The organism is Streptomyces sp. MGP-BFMKR1 (assembly GCF_057766585.1).
Map to the genome: position 1 here is coordinate 6,311,471 of NZ_CM173408.1, position 23,712 is coordinate 6,335,182.

Below are 23,712 nucleotides of genomic sequence, written 5' to 3' on the forward strand. Positions count from 1 at the left end.
TCCGCTGTTACTCGCTGGTCGTACTGGTCGCCGTAGGGGTGCGCGCCGGGTGACGCGCCAGGGTGCGCGGGACGCGCCTCACGCGGCGGCGCGGGCGCCGGTGGCCCCCGGCGCGCCGGGGGCGCGCGGGACGCCCCGGGGAATCGCCTCGCCGGGCCGGCGGTCCGGGCGGCTCATCGCGCGCCGAGCGCCTGCTTGAGGGCGGCGAGGTTGGCCCGCATGACCTCGAAGTAGTCGTCGCCCTTGGACTTGTCGTTGATGCCCTCGATGGGGTCGAGGACGCCGGTCTTGAGGCCCGTGTCCTCGGCGACGGTCTTGGCGCCCTTGTTGCTGGCGAGCGTCTCGAAGAAGACCGTGCTGACCTCCTCCTTCTTGGCGATCTCCTGGATCTCCTTGATGCGGGCCGGGCTGGCCTCGGCCTCGGGGGAGACGCCGGAGATCCCCTCCTGGTCCAGGCCGTAGCGCTCGGCGAGGTAGCCGAAGGCCGCGTGGGTGGTGATGAAGGTGTCGGTGGTGCGGTTCTTGAGGCCGGCCGTGAACTCCTTGTCGAGCGCGGTCAGCTTCGTGACCAGCGCGTCGGTGTTCTTCTGGAAGTCGGCCTCGTGGTCGGGGTACGCCTCGGCGAGCTTCTTGTTCAGGCCCTTGGCGACCTCGGCGTACTTGGTGGGGTCGAGCCAGACGTGCGGGTCGCCGCCGGCCTCGCCACCGTGGTCGTGCCCGCCCTCGTGCTCGTGCCCGCCCTCGTGCTCGCCTTCGGCGTGGTCGTGGCCCTCGTCGCCGTGGTCGTGGCCCTCGTGGTCGTGGCCGTGCTCACTGGCGCCGTGCTTCTCCAGTGAGGTGAGCGTGGCGGCGTCCACCTTGTGCTTGGCCTCGGACTGGCCGACCGCCTCGTCCACGGCGGGCTGGAGCCCCTTGAGGTAGACGACGACGTCGGCCTTGCTCAGGTCGCCGACCTGGCGGGGCTTGAGCTCCAGATCGTGCGGCTCGACGCCGGGCTTGGTGAGGGTGTCAACGCGGACGTCCGCGTCGCCGATGATCTGCTTGGCCAGGAACTCCATCGGATAGAACGACGCCACGACCTGCGGCTTCCCATCCTTGTCGGAGGCGCCCGAGCAGGCGGAGAGCGTGCCCAGCGAGAGCGCGGTGGCGCCGGCTATCGCGGTACCGGTGAGGAGGCGTCGTCGTACGTTCATGACAGTCATTTTCAACTAAACTGGAAACGATTGTCAACAAGACTGGTTGAAGGTTGTCAGACCCGGAACCGATTTGATCCCAGGGGTGTCGCCGCCGGTAATCTGGGGCTTTCGCTGGGGCGCGCGGGCGAGTACCCGGCGGACCCCGCACTGACCGCTTCGTCGTCGTAATGAAGAGAGCACCGTGGCCGCCGACAAGATCGACACCATCGTCAGCCTGAGCAAGCGCCGTGGCTTCGTCTATCCGTGCAGCGAGATTTACGGCGGTCAGCGGGCCGCCTGGGACTACGGACCGCTCGGCGTGGAGCTGAAGGAGAACATCAAGCGCCAGTGGTGGCGCGCGATGGTCACCTCGCGCGACGACGTGGTCGGCCTCGACTCGTCCGTGATCCTCGCCCGTGAGGTGTGGGAGGCATCCGGCCACGTCTCCACCTTCACCGACCCGCTCACCGAGTGCACCTCCTGCCACAAGCGCTACCGCGCCGACCACCTGGAGGAGGCGTACGAGGCGAAGCACGGTCAGCTCCCGCCGAACGGCCTCGCCGACCTCAACTGCCCGCACTGCGGCAACAAGGGCGGCTTCACCGAGCCCAAGCTCTTCTCCGGCCTGCTCTCCACGCACCTCGGCCCCACCCAGGACGCCGGCTCGCTCGCGTACCTGCGCCCCGAGACCGCGCAGGGCATCTTCACCAACTTCGCCGCCGTGCAGCAGACCTCGCGCAAGAAGCCGCCGTTCGGCATCGCCCAGCTCGGCAAGTCCTTCCGCAACGAGATCACGCCCGGAAACTTCATCTTCCGCACCCGTGAGTTCGAGCAGATGGAGATGGAGTTCTTCGTCAAGCCGGGCGAGGACGAGCAGTGGCACGAGTACTGGATGGAGCAGCGCTGGAACTGGTACACCGACCTCGGTATCCGCGAGGAGAACATCCGGTGGTTCGAGCACCCGGCGGAGAAGCTGTCCCACTACTCGAAGCGCACCGCTGACATCGAGTACCGCTTCAACTTCGGCGGCACCGAGTTCTCCGAGCTGGAGGGCGTGGCCAACCGCACCGACTACGACCTCAAGGCCCACTCGAAGGCGTCCGGCCAGGACCTCTCGTACTTCGACCAGGAGGCCGGCGAGCGCTGGACCCCCTACGTCATCGAGCCGGCGGCCGGCGTGAACCGCGCGATGCTCGCGTTCATGCTCGACGCGTACATCGAGGACGAGGCGCCCAACGCCAAGGGCAAGCTGGAGAAGCGCACCGTCATGCGGCTCGACCCGCGACTCGCGCCGGTCAAGGTCGCGGTGCTGCCGCTGTCCCGCAACCCGCAGCTCTCGCCGAAGGCCAAGGGCCTCGCCGCCGACCTGCGGCGCAACTGGAACATCGAGTTCGACGACGCCGGCGCCATCGGCCGCCGCTACCGCCGCCAGGACGAGATCGGCACGCCGTTCTGCGTCACCGTCGACTTCGACACGCTCGAGGACAACGCGGTGACCGTGCGCGAGCGCGACACCATGAAGCAGGAGCGGGTCTCCCTGGACCAGATCCAGAGCTACCTGGGCGGGCGCCTGCTGGGCTGCTGAGCCCCGCACGCCCCCTTTCCGGTCGCGTGACGCCGGGCCGACGCTCTCGTCGGCCCGGCGTTTCGCGTGCGGGGCGGGATTCTTCGACCAGGGCGGGCCCAGGCTTCCGCTCGGCACCAGCCGGGGCGGGCGATCAGCCGGAAAGGCTCCCCGGTGTCAGTGGCCCCCGGTACGTTGAGCCGGTGAGGGTCCGAGGGGGAGTGGGGGAGCGGCAGGGTGCTGGGCGCGGTTCTTGACGGTCGGTACGCCCTTGTCGAACGCATCGGCGCCGGGGGCATGGGCGAGGTCTGGCGGGCCCGGGACGAGCGACTGGCCCGAAACGTCGCCGTGAAGACCCTCAGCCTTCCGTCCGTCGCGGACGGGGCCGTGCGGGAGCGGCTGCTGGCCATGTTCGTCCGGGAGGCCCGCGCCGCCGCGGCGCTCGACAGCTCCCACATCGTCCCCGTCTTCGACCACGGAAACGCCGGAGACGTTCCGTACCTGGTGATGCCGTTGCTGTCCGGCCGAACGGTGCGCGACGTACTGGCCGACGAGGGCCCGCTGCCGCCGCGCCGGGTGGCGGACATCGCGGGGCAGGTGTGCCGGGCGCTGGACTCCGCCCACCGCGCCGGGGTCATCCACCGGGACATCAAACCGGCGAACGTCATGCTCACGACCGAGGGCACGGTCAAGGTGCTGGACTTCGGCATCGCGAAGTTCGTCGGCGCCGCGACCGACAGCCTCTACCTCACGGGCACGGCCGACTCCCCGGTGGGCACACTGCCGTACATGGCGCCCGAGCGCTTCACCCGCGACGGCGACGCCAGCCCCACGGACATCTACTCGCTGGGCTGCATGGTGTACGAACTGCTCACCGGCACCCCGCCCTTCGACGCGACCTCCGCCGCGGTCCTGATGCACCACCACGTGTACGAGACGGCCCCTCGCCCGTCGCAGCGCCTGCCGCAACTCGACCCGAGGTGGGACGAGTTGCTGGGGGCGATGCTGGGCAAGGCTCCGGACCTTCGGCCCACGGCCGAGGGGGCGCGAGGGGTGTTCGAGGGGCTTGCGGTGGGGGTGGGCCTGCCCGCGGTAGCGAGCGTCTCATCGGTGCTGCCCGGCCCTCCTGCGCCGGCTGCCTCTGCGATGGGTGCCAGTGGGGGGCCCACCCGAGTCACGCCGGCGCCCGTACCGCCGAGCAGAGAGCCGGAAGTACCGCCCCTTCCGCCGGCTCCGCCGATGACCGTCCCGCCGTCCCGCCGCCGATGGTGGGCCAGTGGAATCGCGGCCGTGATCATCGCCGCGCTGATCGCCACGCTCACCGTTCTCGACCCCTTTGGGGCCGATAGTGGCGCGGGAGAAGGCGGCGGCAAGGGTGTTTCTGGCGACACGCCTCGCGAAACTGACGGAAAACCGGCGGCAGTTGCCAGCGTGGCCAAGACCGGAACCTTCACGGTGGGCAATGCCTCCGATTCCCAGGGGCCGGCGCGACCGGTCGCGCATGCTCAAAAGGGTGGTGTCGTCACCCTGTTGGAAGGGTCGTCATCCTTCTTGTCCGTGAGGGACGTGGAATTCGGGGACCTGGAAAGCCCGACCTTCGGTCTCGCGTACCGCACCCTCACCGGCTTCAAGACCGAGCCCGACGGCAGCACGAAACTTGTCGGCGATCTGGCCGAGGACCCTGGACGGACCTCACCCGACGGCCGAACATGGACGTTCAAACTGAAGGCTGGCCTTAAGTACAGTAACGGCGCGACGGTACGGGCCGTTGATTTCCGACGTTCCCTGGTCCTTGCCCTGAAGGTCGATGGCGAGGGGCGTCAATCGCTCCTCAACGCCCTGGTCGAACCAGGCAGTGATGGTGCGTATGAACCCAGCGCCATCGAAGCGCCCGACGATCGCACCCTCGTCGTTCGCCTCACGCGCCCCTGCCCGGATTTCAACGTCCTGATGTCACAGCCCGCGCTCGCCCCCACCCCGTTCGCCGGTGAAGCGGAACCCCCGGCAACCGGTCCCTACGAGGTCAGCGAGCGAAGTGACGAGGGAGCCACCCTCACGCGCAACAGGCAGTGGCGTGCGGACACCGATCCGCTACGCACCGCGTATCCGGACCGATTCGAAGTCGAAGGCGACGTGGAACCGGCCGAGGCGGTCTCGCGCATCGAGAGCGCGGGAGGCGAGGAGGCGATCCTGGCCCCGGGGCTCCTTCTCTGACAGCGAGCTGGCCGCGAGCGGAGCGGAGACCAGGCCGGCCGCCGTCGTTCCGGCGGGGCATGTAGAGGGCTTCATCATCAACACGGCCCGGGTGCGAAGTCTCGCCGTCCGCAGGGCAATCGCCACCGCCCTCCCCGCGCGGGACGTGCTCCGGGCAAGCGGGGATAGCGGCACCGTCATTCATCACCTCATGCCACCGGCGCTCAAGGGAAGCCGTGACTTCGATCATTACGAGGCCGGAGCCAACGGAGATCCGGCACGTGCGCGGGCCATCCTCGACGAGGCTGGCGAAAGCGGGTTCCACCTCACCATCGGTGGAGACGCTATGGGGCCGGCCGAGGAGGCCGCGAAGGCTGGCTTGGAGAAGGCCGGCTTTCGCGTCACGTTGAAGGAAGTCGCGCATCAGGATTTCTGGCCGTCTCCCCATGAAGGGGATTTCGATGTTTTCCGCATGCCCATAGGCGGCTATGGCCTGCCCGTAGCCTCCATCAGTTTCTACGATCTCTTCGACGGTCGCCGAGGGCCGCCGTTTCACATGAACATGGCCCAGCTCCGAAGTCGCGCCGTGGATATGGCCATCGATGCCGCCATCAGCGCGGACACCATCGACGAAGCGGCGGAATTGTGGGCGACCGTCGATCGGGAGGTCATGAGGCAAGCGGCGTTCATCCCCACACACGTTCCGACGGAGAACTACCTCAGTTCACCCGCCCTGCGGGGGCTGCAAGCGGACCTCACCGGGCTGTCGCCGCTCAACGCGTACAGAGACAGGGGGTAGCGGATCAGCCGGAGCCGGCCTCGCCCGGCGGCCCCGTGCCGTGATGGGCGGCGGTTCCGACCAGCGGCCCGCCCGGCACCCCGGAGGCAGCCGGGTCGCGGGCGCGCCTGCCACCCTTTACCGCACCACCCGCGGCAACCGCAGACTCAGCACCGCGGTGACCGCGATCGTCGCGAGTTGGACCAGCAGCGTGGTGATCAGGGCGTCGCGCATGCCCACCGAGTCGGCGCGGGAGAGGAAGAGCGTGCCGAGGGTGGCCACGCCCAGGGCCAGGGCGGATTGTTGGGTGGTCACCATGACGCCGCTGCCGACGCCGGCCCGGTCGCTCGGCACGTCCGCGAGGACGATCCGGAAGAGCACCGGCAACTGGAGCGCCTGGCCGACGCCGGCCAGGACGAGGCCGGGGGCCAGCGCCGGGATGCCGGTGTCCGGCCAGCCGCGGGCGACGGTCAGCAGGAAGACGCCGATGCCCAGGCCCTGGATCAGCGCGCCGACCGTGATCACCCGGCTGCCGTACCGGCTCACCAGGCGCGGGCCGGCCAGCGAGACCGCGAAGAACGCCACCGCCATGGGGACGAGGGCGAGCCCGGCGGCCACCGGCCCGTAGTCCATGCCCTGCTGGAGGGCGACCGCGATGACGAACATGAAGCCACCGAAGCCGATCGAGAACGGCACCACCAGCACGAGGCCACGGCTCAGGCCGGGCAGCGCGAACAGGCTCGGCGGTACCAGCGGCACCTTGCCGGCCCGGTCGGCCCGGCGTTCGACGGCGTAGAAGACGGCGGCGACCACGGGGAACGAGCCGAGCAGCAGCCACGTCCACAGCGGCCAGCCGGCCGCCCGGCCCTCGGTCAGCGGCAGCAGCAGGGTGATCAGGGAGAGGGCGAGCAGCAGGGTGCCGGGGATGTCCACGGTGGTGGGCCGGTCCGAGCGGGTCTCGGGCACCGTACGCACGGCCAGGGCGAGGCCGATCAGCGCGACCGGCACGTTCACCAGGAACACCATGCGCCAGCCGGTGCCCCAGAGGTCGGCGGCGACCAGGACGCCGCCCAGGATCTGCCCGGCGACCATGGACAGCCCCGCCGTCGCCCCGTACAGGCCGATCGCGCGGGCGCGGCGCTGGCCGGCGGTGGTGGCGTGGATGGTGGCCAGCACCTGCGGCAGCATGAACGCGGCGGCGGCGCCCTGTGCCACCCGGGCCGCCACCAGGCTCCCCGCGCTGGGGGCGAGGCCGCAGGCCAGCGAGGTGATGCCGAAGGCCGCCATGCCCGCGATGAAGAGCCTGCGGCGGCCGAACATGTCGCCCAGCCGCCCGCCGAGGACCAGGAGCACCGCGTAGGCGACGCCGTATCCGGCGACGACGAGTTCGAGGACGGCGGGGCCGGCGTGCAGGTCGTGGTCCATCGCCGGCAGGGCGACGTTGACGATGAAGAAGTCGATCAGCGGCAGGGCCGCACCGAGCAGCACGGTGAACAGCCCGAGCCCGCTGAGCGCGGCCGGGCCGGCGCCGGGGCCCGTGCCGGCCGGCCGTGGCGGGTCGGCCGTGGCGGACGCGGACGCGGAGGCGGGAACGAAGGAGATGAGGTTGGCGGATCGCACTCGGGTCAGGTTCACGGGTACGACGATCGCGCGGCCCGTAGCCAGGTACCAGAGTCTCCTTATCCTGGTATCGACACTACCTGGAAAGTGGATCTCCCATCCCGCACCCTGGAGACATGATGACGATCGGGCAGGCCGCGCACCACGACGTACGGCGCGGCGAACTCGCGGCCTTCCTGCGGAGCAGGCGCGAGCGCGTCGTGCCCGAGCAGGTGGGGCTGCCGCGCGGCCGGCGGCGGCGCACTCCGGGGCTGCGCCGCGAGGAGGTGGCGCAGCTCTCGGCGGTGGGCGTGACCTGGTACACGTGGCTTGAGCAGGGACGCGACATCCACGTGTCGGCGCAGGTGCTCGACGCCATCGCGCGGGCGCTGCTGCTCGACCCCAACGAGCGCGAGCACCTGTTCACGCTCGCGGGGGTGGCCGACCCGGCGCCGGGGACCGAGTGCGCCACCGTCTCCGACCCGATCCGGACGATGCTGCGGCAGCTCGAACCCATCCCGGCGTGCGTGCAGAACAGCCGCTACGACCTGCTGGCGTACAACCGCACGTACGGCAATCTGCTGTGTGACCTCGACTCCCTGGCCCCGCAGGAGCGCAACTGCATGTGGCTGGCCTTCACGCACCCGGGCTGGGAGCAGGGGCTGGTGGACCGGGAGGAGGTGATCCGGGCGATGGCGGCCAAGTTCCGTTCGGCGATGGCCGAGCACATCGCGGAGCCCGCCTGGAAGCACATGCTGGGGCGGCTCCAGGAGGCGTCGCCCGAGTTCCGGGAGATCTGGGAGCGGCACGAGGTGATGCGCACGACGCCGGGCCGCACCAAGCGCTTCCTCAACACTCACGTGGGGCTGCTGCACCTCGACTACCAGATCATGTGGCTCGGCCCGCGCCAGGGTCCGCGCATGATCACGTACGTGCCGGCCGACGCGGAGTCCCGGGCGCGGCTGGAGCGGCTCCATGAGCTGACGCTCGCGCGACAGGTCGCGGCGGCCTGACCGGACTGCCCGGCCCGACCGGCCTGTTCGCCCCCGGCGGCCCGAGCGGCCCGAGCGGCCCGGCCGGTGGCGGCGCGGGGGAGCCCGCGCGGTCGCCTAGCGCGGGCAAGGGCGGCGGAGCCGGGATCGGCGGGCGGGATGGCCGGGCGCCGCGGCGCCGCGCGCCGATGGGGGACAATAAGAGGTCTGCCACCCGCTGCCCGAGTACCCGCAGCGCCCCCAGCACCCCGAGCACCACGAGAACCGGAAGGACGCGTCCTAGATGACCGCCGAGACCCAGCCGCTGTACGTCGGTACGCACGCGGTGGTGCCCCCGGTGATCCTCGCCCCCATGGCGGGTATCACCAACGCGCCCTTCCGCACCCTGTGCCGGGAGTTCTCCGGCGGCAAGGGCCTGTTCGTCAGCGAGATGATCACCACGCGGGCGCTGGTCGAGCGGGACGCGAAGACCATGCGGCTGATCCACTTCGACGGCACCGAGAAGCCGCGGTCCCTCCAGTTGTACGGCGTGGACCCGGCGACCGTCGGCAAGGCGGTCCGGATGATCGTGGACGAGGGCCTGGCCGACCACATCGACCTGAACTTCGGCTGCCCGGTGCCGAAGGTGACGCGCAAGGGCGGCGGCTCGGCGCTGCCGTACAAGCGCAACCTGCTGCGGGCGATCCTGCGCGAGGCGGTCGCCGGCGCCGGTGAGCTGCCGGTGACCATGAAGATGCGCAAGGGCATCGACGACGACCACCTGACCTACCTGGACGCCGGGCGGATCGCGGTGCAGGAGGGGGTGCGGGCCATCGCGCTGCACGGCCGCACCGCCGCGCAGCACTACGGCGGCGAGGCCGACTGGTCGGCCATCGCGCGGCTCAAGGAGACGGTGCCGGAGATCCCGGTGCTGGGCAACGGGGACATCTGGTCGGCACAGGACGCGCTGCGGATGATGCGGAAGACCGGCTGCGACGGGGTCGTCGTGGGGCGCGGCTGCCTGGGGCGGCCGTGGCTGTTCGGCGACCTGGTGGCCGCCTTCGCCCAGCCGACGACACCCGGTGCCACCTCGGGCGGCGCAGGCGCCGCGCAGGCGCCTTCCGAGGCCGGCGGCGGCGCCGCGTGGGCGGCCCTGACGCGGGGCCCGCAGGGGTCGGCCGCGCCCACGTTGCGCGAGGTCACGCGGGTGATGCTGCGCCATGCGGAGCTGCTGGGGGAGTGGCTTGAGGACGAGTCGCGCGGCGTCATCGACTTCCGTAAGCACGTGGCCTGGTACACCAAGGGCTTCTCGATCGGTTCGGAGCTGCGTCGGCGGCTCGCCGTCGCCTCCTCGCTGGCCGAGTTGGCCGCTCTGATGAGCGAAATGGACCTCGACCAGCCCTGGCCTGCGGGTGCGGACGGTCCCCGGGGCCGTACGTCTGGCCGAAACCGCGTGGTTCTGCCGGACGGGTGGCTCAATGATCCCTACGACCGGGCCGAAATCGGGGCCGAGGCCGAATTGGATACCTCCGGTGGCTGACGAGCCCCGGTTTGGGGGCGTGATTCTCGCCACGTGTGATCGGTAGTTTGCTCAAATGAGCATGCTCATTTGAAGATCCATTTACCCTTCTGAGCGCACACACCTCTCCAATGCGTGGCACTGAGTGCCACCCCTGCTGTCTTCGACAGTCATACGGATGGCCGCTCTCCGCTTGTGGCTCCTCGCTGCCCGTGTCCAGAATCGATCCACGCGGGAGTCTTGTGTTCGGAACCTGAACGCGGATCCACGGCTTTCGGCATCCCGATGGATCACAGGTCTCGTGGTGTGGATCACTTTCGATCTCGTGGCGGCCGGCCAGTTACGGCCGAATGTCCGCCGAGTGGACGTACCCATGCACCTTCGATCTGGGTACGCTCCCCGCCGTCAGGGCAGCCGTCCTCCGGGCCCACATCCCGGGGGTACCTCAGCGAGGTGTCGAGAACCGTGTCGGAAAACAACGATCCCCAAGCACAGCCTGCTTCCCAGAAGTTCGTCTACGACTTCACCGAGGGCAACAGGGACCTGAAGGATCTGCTGGGCGGCAAGGGCGCGAACCTGGCCGAGATGACGAATCTCGGGCTGCCCGTCCCGCCCGGGTTCACCATCACCACCGAGGCGTGCAAGGTCTACCTCGACAGTGGCGAGGAGCCGGCGGCGCTGCGCGACGAGGTGAGTGCGCACCTGGTCGCCCTCGAGACCACCATGGGCAAGAAGCTGGGCCAGGCGGACGACCCGCTGCTGGTCTCCGTGCGCTCCGGCGCCAAGTTCTCGATGCCCGGGATGATGGACACCGTCCTCAACATCGGGCTCTCCGACGACTCCGTCGTGGGCCTCGCCGCGCAGGCCGGCGACGAGCGGTTCGCGTGGGACTCCTACCGCCGCCTCATCCAGATGTTCGGCAAGACCGTCCTCGGCGTGGACGGCGAGCTGTTCGAGGAGGCGCTGGAGAGCGCCAAGCACGCCAAGGGCGTCACCGTGGACGTCGACCTGGACGCCGGCGACCTCCGGAAGCTGGTGGACGAGTTCAAGGGCATCGTCGCCAAGGAGACCGGCCGCGACTTCCCGCAGGACGCCCGCGAGCAGATGGACCTGGCCGTGCGCGCGGTCTTCGACTCGTGGAACACCGACCGGGCCAAGCTCTACCGCCGCCAGGAGCGCATCCCCGGCGACCTCGGCACCGCCGTCAACGTCTGCTCCATGGTCTTCGGCAACCTGGGCCCCGACTCCGGCACCGGCGTCGCCTTCACCCGCGACCCCGCCAGCGGCCAGCAGGGCGTCTACGGCGACTACCTGCAGAACGCGCAGGGCGAGGACGTCGTGGCCGGCATCCGCAACACCGTGCCGCTCGCCGACCTGGAGGGCATCGACAAGCCCTCGTACGACGAGCTGATGCGGATCATGGAGACGCTGGAGACGCACTACAAGGACCTGTGCGACATCGAGTTCACCATCGAGCGCGGCAAGCTGTGGATGCTCCAGACCCGGGTCGGCAAGCGCACCGCGGGCGCCGCCTTCCGCATCGCCACCCAGCTCGTCGACCAGGGCCTGATCGACGAGGCCGAGGCGCTGCAGCGGGTCAACGGCGCGCAGCTCGCGCAGCTCATGTTCCCCCGCTTCGACGAGAGCGCCGCCGTGGAGAAGATCGGCCGGGGCATCGCCGCCTCGCCCGGCGCCGCCGTCGGCAAAGCCGTCTTCGACTCGTACACGGCCGTCAAGTGGTCGCGCTCGGGCGAGAAGGTCATCCTCATCCGCCGCGAGACCAACCCGGACGACCTCAACGGCATGATCGCCGCCGAGGGCATCCTCACCTCGCGCGGCGGCAAGACCTCGCACGCCGCCGTCGTCGCCCGCGGCATGGGCAAGACCTGTGTGTGCGGCGCCGAGGAGCTCGAGGTGGACACCAAGCGCCGGTGCCTGACCACCAAGGACGGCACGGTGGTGCAGGAGGGCGACGTCGTCTCCATCGACGGCTCGTCCGGCAAGGTCTACCTCGGCGAGGTGCCGGTCGTGCCCTCGCCCGTGGTCGAGTACTTCGAGGGCCGCATGCACGCCGGCGCCGACGACGCCGACGAGCTGGTCAAGGCCGTGCACCGGATCATGGCGTACGCGGACCGGGTACGCCGGCTGCGGGTGCGGGCCAACGCGGACAACGCCGAGGACGCCGCCCGCGCCCGTCGCTTCGGCGCGCAGGGCATCGGCCTGTGCCGCACCGAGCACATGTTCCTCGGTGAGCGCCGCGAGATGGTCGAGCGGCTGATCCTCGCCGACACCGAGGCCGACCGGGACGCCGCGCTCGACGGCCTGCTGCCGTTGCAGAAGGCCGACTTCACCGAGCTGTTCGAGGCGATGGACGGGCTGCCGGTGACGGTGCGGCTGCTCGACCCGCCGCTGCACGAGTTCCTGCCCGACATCACCGAGCTGTCGGTGCGCGTCGCGCTGGCCGAGGCCCGGCAGGACGCCAACGAGAACGACCTGCGCCTGCTCCAGGCCGTGCACAAGCTGCACGAGCAGAACCCGATGCTGGGCCTGCGCGGCGTGCGCCTGGGCCTGGTGATCCCCGGCCTGTTCGCGATGCAGGTACGGGCCATCGCCGAGGCCGCGGCCGAGCGCAAGAACGCCAAGGGCGACCCGCGCGCGGAGATCATGATCCCGCTGGTGGGCACCGTCCAGGAGCTGGAGATCGTGCGCGAGGAGGCCGAGCGGGTCATCGCCGAGGTGGAGCAGGCGCACGGGGTGAACCTCAGGCTGACCCTGGGCACCATGATCGAGCTGCCCCGGGCCGCGCTGACCGCGGGCCAGATCGCCGAGTCGGCCGACTTCTTCTCGTTCGGCACCAACGACCTCACGCAGACCGTGTGGGGCTTCTCCCGGGACGACGTGGAGGCCAGCTTCTTCACCGCGTACCTGGAGAAGGGCATCTTCGGCGTCAGCCCGTTCGAGACGATCGACCGCGACGGCGTGGGCTCGCTGGTGCGCTCCGCCGCCGAGGCCGGCCGCGCCACCCGCCCCGACCTCAAGCTCGGCGTGTGCGGCGAGCACGGCGGCGACCCCGACTCGGTGCACTTCTTCCACGAGGTGGGCCTGGACTACGTCTCCTGCTCCCCGTTCCGCATCCCGGTCGCCCGACTCGAGGCCGGCCGGGCCGCCGCGGAGTCCGTCGGCAGCGACAGCCGCTGACCCCCTGAGCGGGCCCGTTCCGCGGGCCCAAGCCGTCGGCGGCCGGTGCACGAACACCGGCCGTCGACGGTCACCAGCGACCAGCACGCGCACCACAACGTCCTCGCGGGCCAGACCAGGCGAGGGCCACATACCACCGGAAGCCGTCCCCGTCGTAGCGGGGACCGCGTCGGGGACACCCACCCTCACCCCCCGGCGCTCGCTCTCCTCGCCGTGGGCGGACTACGGCGGGGGCACGGCTCCGGCATACGAAAGGGGGCGGCGCCTTGTGCGAGGCGCCGCCCCCTACTACTCCCCCCACGGGAGCCGTTGCCGCCGACCAGATGTGCGGCGGCAACTGATGCTCAACGGCCTTGCGGCGCCCGTTACCCCCCACGGGAACGAGCAATCCGGCCTGAGCACCCACCGGGAAAATGCCCCTGCCTTTTCCCACGTCCCAGCATTCCGGTTGGACATGTTGGAGCGCGACCCGTTTCAACTCTGGCCAAAAGGGCGTGGTAACTGCTCGTGTTGGGGTGCATACTCAGGGATTGGGGGAACTACGGATGCCACATGTGGGGGTTTAGTGCTGCGCGTCCATTTCACAAGCGTGGACCTGGCACGGCTGCGGATGGCCGCTCGCCCGGACGCACTCTGGGAAACTATTTTAAGTTTCCATCGACTTCGCGAGAAACAAGCGGAGAACATCTTCGGCGAATGGCGCTCGCAAACGCGGGCGCGGCTCCATTCCGAGCCCCGGTTGCTGGCACCCCTGGTGCCGCAGCGGGGCTATTTTCCCGACTTCCTGACGCCGTCCGAGGGCGTCATCGGCGTCGAGGAGGCGATGGAGGCGGTGCGGGCCACGCCGGCCGAGAGGTTACGTACCGAGATATCCCGGCTCCCGGCGGGCCGCGCCCTGCCGGCGTGGATGCGCCCGATGGCGGACGGCGAGGGCACCGACCGGGCCTTGGCCCGCCTCGTGGACACGCTGCGGGACTACCACCGGGCCGCCATCGCGCCGTACTGGCCGCACCTGCACGCCCGCATCGAGGCCGACCGCGCCGCCCGCGGCCGGGCCCTGCTGGACGGCGGCGTGGACGGGCTGCTGACCTCGCTGCCGGCGACCATGCGCTGGCGCCCGCCGGTGCTCGAAGTGGACTACCCCGTGGACCGGGACCTGTACCTGGACGGGCGCGGACTGCTGTTGCTGCCCTCGTTCTTCTGCCGGCGCACGCCGGTCACCTTCCACAACCCGGCGCTCACCCCGGTGCTCGTCTACCCGCTCGACCACGCCGCGGGCCCCGCCCTGGTCACGCCCGCGCGCTCGCTGGTCAAGCTCGTCGGCTCCACCAGGTCGGCCGTGCTCCAGGGGATAGGTGCCGGCTGCACCACCAGCGAACTCGCCCGCCGGGTCGGCGTGTCGCTCGCCTCCGCCAGCCAGCACGCCACCGTGCTGCGCGACGCCGGGCTGCTGGTCACGTTGCGGCAGGGCAGTGCCGTGCTGCACACCCTGACCCCGCTGGGCATCGCCCTGCTGCGCGGCGGCAGCCCGGGGGAGCGGCCCCCGACGCCAGGGGCCGCCGGGTCGGGGGGCGGCGGATCGTGGGCCGGTCGGCCCGCCGCCTCGCACGCGACGGACCGAGCCGAGCCCAGACAGGTGGCTACGAGCGGAACGGTCCCGTCACCTCGTACGTGATGCCGCCGGACGAGCTGCCCGTCGTGCCGCGCTGGCTGGAGAAGTAGAGCCGCTGCCCGTTGGGCGAGAAGGCCGGGCCGGTGATCTCCGAGCCCGACTGGCCGTTGATCCGCAGGAACGGCGCCACCACGTCGTCCGGCGTGATGATGCAGATCTCCATGTTGCCGCCGTCCTCGGCGATGAACAGGTCGCCGGACGAGGAGCCGGTGACGTTGTCCACGCCGGAGAGCGGGGCGGAGCCGCTGACCAGCGAGTCGTCATAGGCCAACTCGTAGGTGTTGGTGGTCAGGTTGAGCTGCCACACGCGGTTGTCGCCCTTGGTGGTGAACCAGACGGTGTCGTTCGCGTAGTGGCAGCCCTCGCCGCCGTTGAACCGCTTGGCGCCGGAGACCTGATCGCGCGTCACGGTCGGCGCCCCGTCCGGGTCGGGCACGTTGGCCCAGGTGAACGAGCCGGAGGTGGCCGTGCCCGCCTTCAGCACCTGGAGCGTGCCCGAGGACAGGTTGCCCCAGGTGGAGGGGACGAAGCGGTAGAAGCAGCCGTTGGACTCGTCCTCGGTCAGGTAGATCACCTTGCGCACCGGGTCGGCCGCCGCGGCCTCGTGCTTGAAGCGGCCCATCGCGTCGCGCCGGGTCGCCGCGTTCACGCCCCACGGGTCGGTCTCGTACACGTAACCCAGGCTGACCTCCTCGCAGGAGAGCCAGGTGTTCCACGGGGTCTTGCCGCCGGCGCAGTTCTGCCGGGTGTTGGACAGCACGCGGTGCGCGCCGGTGATGGTGCCGGAGGAGTTGAACTTCACGGCGCCCGCGCCGCCTCCCGGGCTTATCTCCGAGTTGGAGACGTAGATCCAGCCGGTGCCGTCCGCGAAGCAGGCGCCGCCGTCGGGGGCGTTGTGCCAGGTGTACGAGGTGCCGGCGACGGTCTGGCCGGAGCGGGCGATGATCCGGCTGGTGAAGCCGCTGGGCAACTGGATGCCTCTGGCGTCGGCGGCGCCGAGCGCCCCGTACGGGCCGGGGCCGGGCTGGGCCGGGGCGGCGTAGGCGGCCCCGCGCATCAGGGTGCCGCCGAAGGTCGCTACTGAGGTGCCGATGACTGCGCCGCGCAGGAAGGTGCGTCGTTCCACGGTCCACTCCAGAAAGGTGAAGACAACCGACGGCCGGGTGGCCTGCCGGGCGGACTCCGCCCAGGTCACAGGGCGATGCGTCGGGCGGTGCCCGCAAGCCGCGGAGACTATAGGGCCGGTTTTGACAGGGCAGCAACAACTGGTGGCGCGGGGTGGGTGCCGCGATGGCTGAAGTTCGCCCGCCCTTCCCCGTCCCATCCCTTCCGGTGGCGGCACTGTGCCCCCACCCGCTCACGGCCCGCGATCCGGCCTGGTGAGAGCGGTGCGCCGGGGCCGATCGGCGGCGTACGGCCCGCGTCGGACGGCGTCGGCGGCCGGGCCATGCCCTGTCCCACCGGCGCGGCGCCCGGTCGGCACGGCCCCAAGTCCAGGGGGCGCGGCGCTCTTTCGCGGGGGCGCGCGGGCGACCGCCGCACTCCGCGCCGGCTGACTATCGCCCCTCGCGCTGGCCGAACCACCCACCCCTCGACCGGCCGAACCACCGCCCGCCCGACGTGGCCGCCGACGCGGGGCGTGGGCTGGTGAGGCGGGTGCGGAGCCGGCAGATGCCGGCGTCGGTCTCGCGGCGCACCGCGTGGGCCACCACGCCACCGCGCCGGTTGTGCAGCAGCCGGTGCCACGGCCGGGCGGGCTCCACCTCGAAGATCAGCACGGTGATCCGCCAGTCCGGCCGGTCGGCGGTCACCTCCCGTACGTAGGCGGCGACCGGCCGGCCCACCTCGCGCCGGGCCCAGTCCAGGGCCACCAGCGGCACGCCGGGGCGCCACAACTCCCCGTCGCGGCGCAGCGCCTCGACCGCCCGCCGGTCCTCGGCATCGCCGTGGTGGACGGTCACCGCGACCACCTCGTCGCCCAGCGAGCCGGCCGCGGCCAGCGCCTCGCTGGTGACCGCGGACAGGCCGGAGACCGGCACCACGACCAGCGAAGGGGCACGGTGCGGCGGATCGGGAATCCGACCGAGGCCGAGCTGCCGCCCGATCCGCTCGTACGCGCGGCGCGCCGGCGCGTGTTGCGCGGCGGCGCCTGGCCGCTGGCCGAGTTGGGGCGGCGCGCCGCCGAGCACCGGCCGCGCGCCCAGGCCGGGGAACGCGCGCCCCTGACACCGCGCCGTCGGGGGCGCGGTGCCGGGCGCGTACGGGGTGGGCCGGGCCGGTGGTCGGGGGGTCAGTCGCGGTCGACGTGTTCGCCGACGACCTTCCCGGTCACCGCGTCCACGGCGAAGGTGGTCTTGTTCCCGTCGCGCGGCGTGACGACGTCCACGGACCAGACGAGGGCCCCGGCGTCGTCGTCGCCGAGTTCGACGGAGGTGACCGTGCCCCGCTTGGCGTCGGTGGCGGCCTTGGCCGCCTGTTCGGGCGTGCGCCGGGCCTTGCTGAGCTGGGCCGCCAACTCCCGCTTGTCGTCGCCGTCCTGGTCGGCCTCGGCCGTGGTGACCAGCACCTTGCCGGAGCCGGCGTCGACGCGTACCCGGTGCGCGGTGCCGTCCTTGGTGGCGACCTTGGCGATCCACTCGGCGCGCCGCGCCGCCGTCCCGCTCGGGCTCGCCGTCCCGCTCGGGCCGGCCGCGCGGGCGTCGGCCGCGCCCGCGTCGTCCGGGGCGTCGTCCGTCCCCTTGTCGTCGCGGTCGCCGCCCGTGCCCTTGAGTTCCAGGTCGACCAGGCGTCCGCCGGGGACCTTGGCCACCGCCGTCTCGGCCGCCTTGGCGTGGTCGACCCTGGCGAGCGGGAGCAGCGCCTTGCGTTCGGCCTGGTCGTCGGTGAGCCGGCCGGAGGCCGACGGGCTGTCGCCCGGCTGGCTCGGGCTCGACGGGGCCTTGGACGCCTTCGTGGCGCTGGCCGTCGGGGACGCCTGGTCGCCGCCGTCGCCGCCGTCGTCCCCGCAGCCGGCCAGCAGCGCGGCGCAGGCCGCCAGGCAGGTCGCGGTCAGGGCGAGGCGGGCGGGCCGGGGGCGCCGGTCCGGGGTGGGCACGGGACTGTACGCACGACTCATGTGTTCACCCCTCACCGGTCGCCGGCCCGAACAGTCGGCCCGCGCGCGGATTCGCCCGATCGGACGCCGCCGGCGCCCGGCGCGCGCCGGCGCGCACGCGCTCGCGGCGCCGCCATGGACCATGGCGGCGCCGCTTGCCGTGCTGGTTGTTCTGGTGGTGCTGTCGCCCCTACCCGTGCCTGGTGTCCGTGCCGCTCAGCCGCTTGTCAGCCGGCCCGCCGCGCGGGGTGTCAGCTCAGCACGGGGCGTCAGGTGAGACCGGGGCGTCAGGTCAGCACCGGGTGTCAGGTCACCTTCAGCGTCACGTCGTCCACGACGAAGCTGGTCTGCAGGTAGGCGTCCTCCACCGAGGTGAAGGTCACCGTGATCCGCTGGCCCGCGTACTGGCTCAGGTTCACCGAACGCTCCTGGTAGCCGCTGGCCGCGTCGGTGTTGTCCAGCGTCTCCACCGTGGTGCCGTTGACCTTGATGGTGAACTGGTCGTACGGCGTGTTCTCCGTCTCGTCGGTGTCCACGTGCAGCCAGTAGCCCAGCGTCGCCGACGTGCAGCCGGTGGGCACGGTCACCGTCTGGCTGATGGTGTCGCTGGTGGCGTTGCCGTAGCCGCCGAGCCAGGCGTACCGGGTGCCGGTGTGCGCGGTCTGGCCCGCCTGCGAGCCGATCGCCCCGGTGGAGCCGGTCCACGGCGCGCTGCCGTTCTCGAAGCCGCCGTTGACGATGAGCTGCTCGTCGCAGCCCGGGGTGCCGCTGCCGACGGTCAGCGTGTAGGTGGCGCTGTGGGTCGCCGTGCCGGTGCCCGTGATGGTGATCGGGTAGGTACCGGCCGGGGTCTGCGCCGACGTGGCGATCTTCACCGCGGACTTGCCGCCCGAGGTGACGGTCTCCGGGTCGAACGTGGCCTGCGCCCCACTCGGCAGTCCGGCGGCCGACAGGCGCACCGACTGGGCCGAGCCGTTCGTGGTCGCGGTGATGACGGTGGCGCTGGCGGTGGCACCCGGTTCCACGGTGCCCGAGCCGGGCTCGACCGACAGCGAGAAGTCGTCGGCCGGGGCGGTCTCGGAGACGGCCTGCTTCCACAGCGTGTAGGCGATGCCGTCCACGCCGCGGTTGAGCGCCGTGGCGTTGATGTTGTTCGTGGTGTCGCACGCCTGGTGGTAGCAGGGGTCGTACGCGCCACCCGAGGTGCCGCCCCACTTGGCCGCCTGGGCCGCGGTCTTGCGGTAGCTGGCGCCGGTCGCGTAGCCGGAGCTCGCGATGCCCGCCTGCTCGAAGGAGTAGTCGTCCGAGCGGCCCGCGCCCTCGGTGTTCTCCTCCGGCTGGAGCTGGAGCGAGTCCCAGTACTCCTTCATCGGCTTGGCGGCGGCGGAGGTGATGTGGTTGATGAAGTAGCCGCCGTTGACCGAGCCGATCATGTCGAAGTTGTAGTACGCCTTGATCTGCGACCGCTGCGTCGAGGAGAGCGAGCGCACGTAGAAGTCCGAGCCGTTGAGGCCCTGCTCCTCGTCCGTCCACCAGCCGAAGCGGACCCGGTTCTTCATGTTCGGGTTCTTCTCGGCCAGCGTCAGGGCCGTCTCAAGGAGCGCGGCCGAGCCCGAGGCGTTGTCGTTGATGCCGGGGCCGGCACCCACGCTGTCCAGGTGCGCGCCGAACATGTACGTGTTGGCCGCGTCGCCCTTGGGCCACTCGGCGATCAGGTTCGGGCCCGCGCCGGAGGTGCACCCGGAGGCGCAGGGCTGCTCGGTGACGGTGTAACCCGCCGCCTGGAGCTTGCCCTTCACGTACGCGACGGAGTCCCGGTAGCCCTGGCTGGTCGAGCGGCGGTTGCCGCCGTTGCGGCTGGCGATGGACTGGAACTCGGTCAGGTGCGCCCGGACCTTGGCCACGTCGATGTCCGGGGCGCCGGTGCCGGGCCCGCTGCCGCCGACGGTCAGCGTGTACTGCGCGGTGTGCGTCGCGGTGCCCTTGGCCGTGATGGTGATCGGGTACGTGCCCGGGGCGGTGCTGGTGGACGTCGTCACCTTCATGGTGGAGCTGGCGCCGGAGGTCACCGTGGCCGGGGTGAAGGTCACGCTCGCGCCGGCCGGGGCGCCGGTCGCCGACAGGGTGACGGACTGGGCCTCACCGCTGGTGGTCGAGGTGCCGATGGTCGCCGTGGCGGCCGAACCCGGGTCCACGCTGCCCGCCGACGGGCTCACGGACACCGCGAAGTCGCCGCCCTGGCTGGTGCAGGTCGGGTCGCCGGGCTGGGCCGGGACGCTGATCGCGTCCCAGGCGGCCTGGGTCTTGCGGAACAGGTCACAGGACGCGTCCAGGCCCTTGGCCGCGGTCAGCGTCGCGGTGCGGTAGCGCTTGTGGGTCATGCCGCTGGTCTTGAGCAGCATGCCGCCGTAGAAGACCTTGCCGGCCGTCTGGATGCCGACGCCGGTGACCGTGGAGTTGTTGCAGGTCGGGCTGGTCGGCTTGGAGCCACCGGGGTTGGAGCCTTCGGAGAGCAGGTAGAACCAGTGGTTGAGCGGGCCGGCCGCCGCGTGCACCTCGGTGTTGGGGATCGAGGAGCTGTAACACCGCGGGTGGTTGCTCACCTTCTGCGGGTCGTACATGTTGCGGATCGGGCCGCTGCCGCTGAGGTTGATCATCTCGCCGACGAGGTAGTCGCCGGGCGTGTCGTACGGGGCGGGCTCGTTGGCGTACGCCTCGGTCAGGGCGCCGAAGATGTCGCCGGTGGCCTCGCCGAGGCCGTTCTCGTTGTTGGCGCCGCCGGGCGTGAACTGGTCGATGCCGTGGCCGTACTCGTGGCCGATGACGTCCATCGCCGAGATCCACTCGTTGGCCCGGTTGTGGCCGATGGTGATCCGCGAACCGTCCCAGTACGCGTTCATCTCGTTGAGCCCCACGCGCACCGGCCAGCTTCCGCCGTTGCCGTTGTGCCCGTTACGGCCCAACCAGTCCTTCAGCATGTCCCACTCTTTTTGAGCCCCCCACATCGCGTCGACGCAGCCGGTCTCCTTGCTGGTGGGGTTCCCGTTGCCCCAGCTGTCGCTGGACTTGGTCATGACGCTGCCGCCGCTGTAGTCGGCGCAGCTCAGACCGGGCCGCTTCGGGTCCTTGAGCTGGAACTGGCTGCCGCTGGCGGTGGTGTCGATGGTCAGCGGGTTGGGGCCGTTCCACTTGCTGTTGCCGGTGCCGGCGCGCACGTCGTCGTACGAGTCGACGACCTTGCCGCTGATCGCGTCGACGAACACGTGCAGCCGGCTGGGGGAGGTCGCGGTCGCGCCGCTGAGGACGGTCTCCCAGGCCAGGTGCGCCTTGTTGTCCTTGACCCGGACCACGAGCCGGCGCGACTCGCGCTTGTCCACCTTCTTGAGCTGCGCGCGGCTGGTCTTCTCCGCCGCCGCGGCGGTGATCTTCGCCGTGGTGGAGACGTTGATCCGCGCCTTGGTGGCCGACTGGGTGCCGCGCACCTTGCCCTGCGCGTCCGCGAGGACGACGGCGTCCCCGCCGACCACGGGCAGCCCGTGGTAGGTGCGCTCGTACGCGACCGAGTACAGGCCGCGCAGCCACGGCGTGACGCCGCGCCGCTCGTACTGCTCGTTCGGGCCCTTGGCCAGCGCGTCCAGGCCGCTCGCGGTGGCCTGGTCGGCGGCGGCGACGGCCCGGTCGGCCGGCTTGGGCTTGGCGGTGGTGGTCCGCGGGTTCTCCGCGGGTGCCGCCGTCGCCGTGGATACGGCGGGCAGCGCGGCTATGCCGAGGGTGACGGCCAAAGACACGCCGACCACCGTGATTCTTCGTAGCACGTTGGCTCCTTGGGGATCGCGAGCTGCACGATTCGTGGGGTTCTGTTGAGCCGCCCGGTCAGGGCCACGCGCGGGGCGTACGCCGACCGCCAGGGGCCCGGCCGCATCGCGTCGCACACAACATGTCCATGACTAAGCCGCCGCACCGTCACACCTGGGGGCGGGCGACGTCAACGGATCGCCGGGCCGGCGGGGCTTCTGGCAACAACCGGAAAGGGCCGCCCGATATCCGGACGCGGCGGGACGGGGCGTCCGCCGAGCGCACCACGACGTGCCCGCGCGGCCCCGCCCGGCGCCGGCGAGGCCCCGCGATCTGGAGGCCGGACCGCGCACCGCTGGGACGGGGGCCGTACGGCGATGGGGCCCGGGCCGTGCGGCGGTCGGGCGTGGGGCGTACGCGGGCGCGCGCGAGCCCGGCCGCCGGGCCGAGGGCGGGACGCCACGCCGTGGCGGGGCGGGCCCGGCGGGGCCGAGCCTGGCAGGGGCTGGCCCCGCCAGCAGCCACCCCGCCAGCAGCCACCCCGCCAGCAGCCACCCCGCCAGCAGGCTCCCGCCACCAGGCGACCCCGCACCCGGTCCCGGGTGGTCAGCCCTCCAGGGCGCGCAGCCGGTCGCCGAACTCGCGTACCGCGTGCAGGTCGCCCCAGCGCCCGACGAGGCGGGCCGCGAGGCCGCGCAGCTCGCGGGAGATGGTCATCTGCCGGGCGCGGCCCGCCTGTTCGAGGACCGGGCCGACCAGTGCGAGGGCGCCGTCCGGGTCGCCGGCGCACGCGTGGCAGTCGGCCAGGCGCACCGTCAACAGCAGGTGGGCCAGGGCCATCCGGGGCGGCAGGTGTGCCAGCGAACTGGCCGTCGCCCGCGCCGCGTCCCGGGCGGTGGCCGGGTCGTCGGTGGTGGCCGCCAGGTCGCGCAGCGCCCCGCCCACCGCCGACTCGACCCGTAACAACCCCTCCGCGCCGCACAGCCACGGCGCCTCGGCCTCGTCCCGCGCGTCCAGCGCGGCGAGTCTGCGGCGGGCGAGCGCGGCCTGTCGCCTGGTCTCCGCACCGTCGCCGAGGACGGCGTACGCCCGCGCCTGGTAGGCGTGCGTCAGCGTCATCACCCAGCCCCGGCCGGAGTCGACGGCGGCGATGTTCTGGGCATAGCCCAGGGCGGCCGTCGGGTCGCCGTCGACCCGCGCCAGGGTGCTCAGGTCGCTGGGCAGGATGCCGCGGGCCACGACGTCGTCGGTGCTCTGCGCCCAGCGAAGGCCGTGGCAGAACCAGGCCATGGCGATGGCGCTCTGCCCACGCTCCATCCGCAGCCGGCCCGCCAACTGCGCGTAGTCGGCGGCCAGTCGGAGCTGCGCGGTGGGGAAGGTGCCCGTGACGTGCACCGCCTCGGCCCAGGCCACCACCGAGCGCAGCACCCGTTCCACGGTGCTCACCAGGGCCGCCGTCGGCGTCGCGGCCGTGCTCAGCCGCACCTGCGCGCTGAGCAGACCCGCCAGGCCGTGCACGGTGTCCGGGTCCGAGGCCACCGGCAGCCGGTCCTCGGCGGCCCGCTGCACCCGCGCGAGCAGCGCGCGGGTCTCACCGAGCGCGGGCACCGCGCAGTCCACCCGCTCGTGCAGCGGACAGCGCGGCCCCTGTACGGAGAGCCGGGTCGGCCAGTCGTCCACGGCCAGCGGCCCCAGCAGACGCGGCTGCCGCCCGCCGGGCACCGGCCAGAACAGCGACGCCGCGTCCCAGGGCGAGCCGCCCGGCCAGCTCATCGGCGAGCCGTGCGCGCCGGCCGCGATCGCCGACAGCTCGCCCCCGGCGCCGAGCACCGCGTCGAGCCGGCGCACCAGGCTTGCCGGCAGCTCCCGCTTCCCGCTCTCCCACTTGCTGACCACGCTGTGGTGGTAGCCGAGGCGCAGTCCGAGTTGGTGCTGGGTCAGCCCCGCGCGCCGCCGGCAGTGCCGAAGCTGTCGTCCGAACTCGGTCCACACTCCCGACACCGGGGCGTCCTTGACGGGCATGGCCAACTCCTGTCCGTGACTGCGCGCCCATCGCCCGCTGGCGACGGCGGCTTTCGCAGGGCCCACCTACCGGATGCTGCTGCGTCGGCTGAGCCCGGAGATTAACGGTTCAGGGAATGCGGCGTATATGCG

The 23,712-nt window shown here is 71.8% G+C and carries 13 protein-coding genes and 1 pseudogene; 7 read left to right on the top strand and 7 right to left on the bottom strand.

The features are described from left to right. Positions 1-173: 173 nt before the first annotated feature. Positions 174-1,193 carry a metal ABC transporter substrate-binding protein gene (locus AC3CHW_RS25160; RefSeq protein ID WP_488467992.1) on the bottom strand — a complete coding sequence of 340 codons (1,020 nt, stop codon included), beginning with the start codon at positions 1,191-1,193 and terminating at the stop codon, positions 174-176. A gap of 184 nt (positions 1,194-1,377) precedes the next feature. Between AC3CHW_RS25160 and AC3CHW_RS25165 the strand changes: the two genes are divergently transcribed. The 3 genes from AC3CHW_RS25165 (at position 1,378) to AC3CHW_RS25175 (ending at position 5,731) form a co-directional block, all read left to right on the top strand. Then, positions 1,378-2,760 (top strand): glycine--tRNA ligase, encoded by a 1,383-nt coding sequence (locus tag AC3CHW_RS25165; protein WP_176161515.1) that lies wholly within the window; start codon positions 1,378-1,380, stop codon positions 2,758-2,760. A 216-nt stretch (positions 2,761-2,976) separates the two neighbouring features. Then, complete coding sequence (locus AC3CHW_RS25170) at positions 2,977-4,953, top strand: protein kinase domain-containing protein (RefSeq protein ID WP_488467993.1); 1,977 nt, start codon at positions 2,977-2,979, stop codon at positions 4,951-4,953. Positions 4,954-4,960: 7 nt separating this feature from the next. Beyond that, positions 4,961-5,731, top strand: a complete 771-nt coding sequence (locus tag AC3CHW_RS25175) for an ABC transporter substrate-binding protein (protein WP_488471161.1) — start codon at positions 4,961-4,963, stop codon at positions 5,729-5,731. A gap of 117 nt (positions 5,732-5,848) precedes the next feature. Here AC3CHW_RS25175 and AC3CHW_RS25180 read toward each other — a convergent pair whose 3' ends face one another. Then, positions 5,849-7,312: an MFS transporter gene (locus AC3CHW_RS25180; protein WP_488471162.1), complete on the bottom strand. Its 1,464-nt coding sequence runs from the start codon at positions 7,310-7,312 to the stop codon at positions 5,849-5,851. A gap of 134 nt (positions 7,313-7,446) precedes the next feature. Between AC3CHW_RS25180 and AC3CHW_RS25185 the strand changes: the two genes are divergently transcribed. From AC3CHW_RS25185 to AC3CHW_RS25200, 4 genes are all read left to right on the top strand, one after another. Further along, a complete protein-coding gene (locus AC3CHW_RS25185) occupies positions 7,447-8,322 on the top strand; it encodes a helix-turn-helix transcriptional regulator (RefSeq protein ID WP_488467994.1) in 876 nt (291 codons plus the stop codon). 262 nt (positions 8,323-8,584) lie between these two features. After that, positions 8,585-9,820, top strand: coding sequence for a tRNA dihydrouridine synthase DusB (gene dusB / locus AC3CHW_RS25190; RefSeq protein ID WP_488467995.1), 1,236 nt, complete (start codon positions 8,585-8,587; stop codon positions 9,818-9,820). 444 nt (positions 9,821-10,264) lie between these two features. After that, positions 10,265-12,997 (top strand): pyruvate, phosphate dikinase, encoded by a 2,733-nt coding sequence (ppdK, locus tag AC3CHW_RS25195; protein ID WP_488467996.1) that lies wholly within the window; start codon positions 10,265-10,267, stop codon positions 12,995-12,997. Positions 12,998-13,562: 565 nt separating this feature from the next. Beyond that, positions 13,563-14,672, top strand: a complete 1,110-nt coding sequence (locus AC3CHW_RS25200) for an ArsR/SmtB family transcription factor (RefSeq protein ID WP_459248486.1) — start codon at positions 13,563-13,565, stop codon at positions 14,670-14,672. On the opposite strand, the gene AC3CHW_RS25205 is transcribed toward AC3CHW_RS25200, so the two are convergent. From AC3CHW_RS25205 to AC3CHW_RS25225, 5 genes and pseudogenes are all read right to left on the bottom strand, one after another. Then, entirely contained in the window at positions 14,638-15,795 is a 1,158-nt protein-coding gene (locus AC3CHW_RS25205) for an alkaline phosphatase PhoX (protein ID WP_398607419.1), read from the bottom strand. The two genes, AC3CHW_RS25200 and AC3CHW_RS25205, sit on opposite strands and share 35 nt — an antisense overlap. 520 nt (positions 15,796-16,315) lie before the next feature. Further along, positions 16,316-16,789 (bottom strand): annotated as a pseudogene (locus tag AC3CHW_RS25210) (amino acid permease); the annotation flags it as partial. 170 nt (positions 16,790-16,959) lie between these two features. Then, entirely contained in the window at positions 16,960-17,784 is an 825-nt protein-coding gene (locus AC3CHW_RS25215; RefSeq protein WP_488467997.1) for a PepSY domain-containing protein, read from the bottom strand. Between the two features lie 284 nt (positions 17,785-18,068). Then, positions 18,069-21,578 (bottom strand): M28 family peptidase, encoded by a 3,510-nt coding sequence (locus tag AC3CHW_RS25220; protein WP_488467998.1) that lies wholly within the window; start codon positions 21,576-21,578, stop codon positions 18,069-18,071. Between the two features lie 586 nt (positions 21,579-22,164). Continuing rightward, positions 22,165-23,580 carry a helix-turn-helix domain-containing protein gene (locus AC3CHW_RS25225; RefSeq protein ID WP_381159520.1) on the bottom strand — a complete coding sequence of 472 codons (1,416 nt, stop codon included), beginning with the start codon at positions 23,578-23,580 and terminating at the stop codon, positions 22,165-22,167. Between the last annotated feature and the right edge of the window lie 132 nt (positions 23,581-23,712).

What these genes read in the sequence shown, in the direction of transcription:
- AC3CHW_RS25225 (WP_381159520.1), bottom strand. Translation starts at nt 23,580, where the DNA reads ATGCCCGTCAAGGACGCCCCGGTGTCGGGAGTGTGGACCGAGTTCGGA.
- AC3CHW_RS25160 (WP_488467992.1), bottom strand. Translation starts at nt 1,193, where the DNA reads ATGAACGTACGACGACGCCTCCTCACCGGTACCGCGATAGCCGGCGCC.
- dusB (WP_488467995.1), top strand. Translation starts at nt 8,585, where the DNA reads ATGACCGCCGAGACCCAGCCGCTGTACGTCGGTACGCACGCGGTGGTG.
- AC3CHW_RS25185 (WP_488467994.1), top strand. Translation starts at nt 7,447, where the DNA reads ATGATGACGATCGGGCAGGCCGCGCACCACGACGTACGGCGCGGCGAA.
- AC3CHW_RS25215 (WP_488467997.1), bottom strand. Translation starts at nt 17,784, where the DNA reads ATGAGTCGTGCGTACAGTCCCGTGCCCACCCCGGACCGGCGCCCCCGG.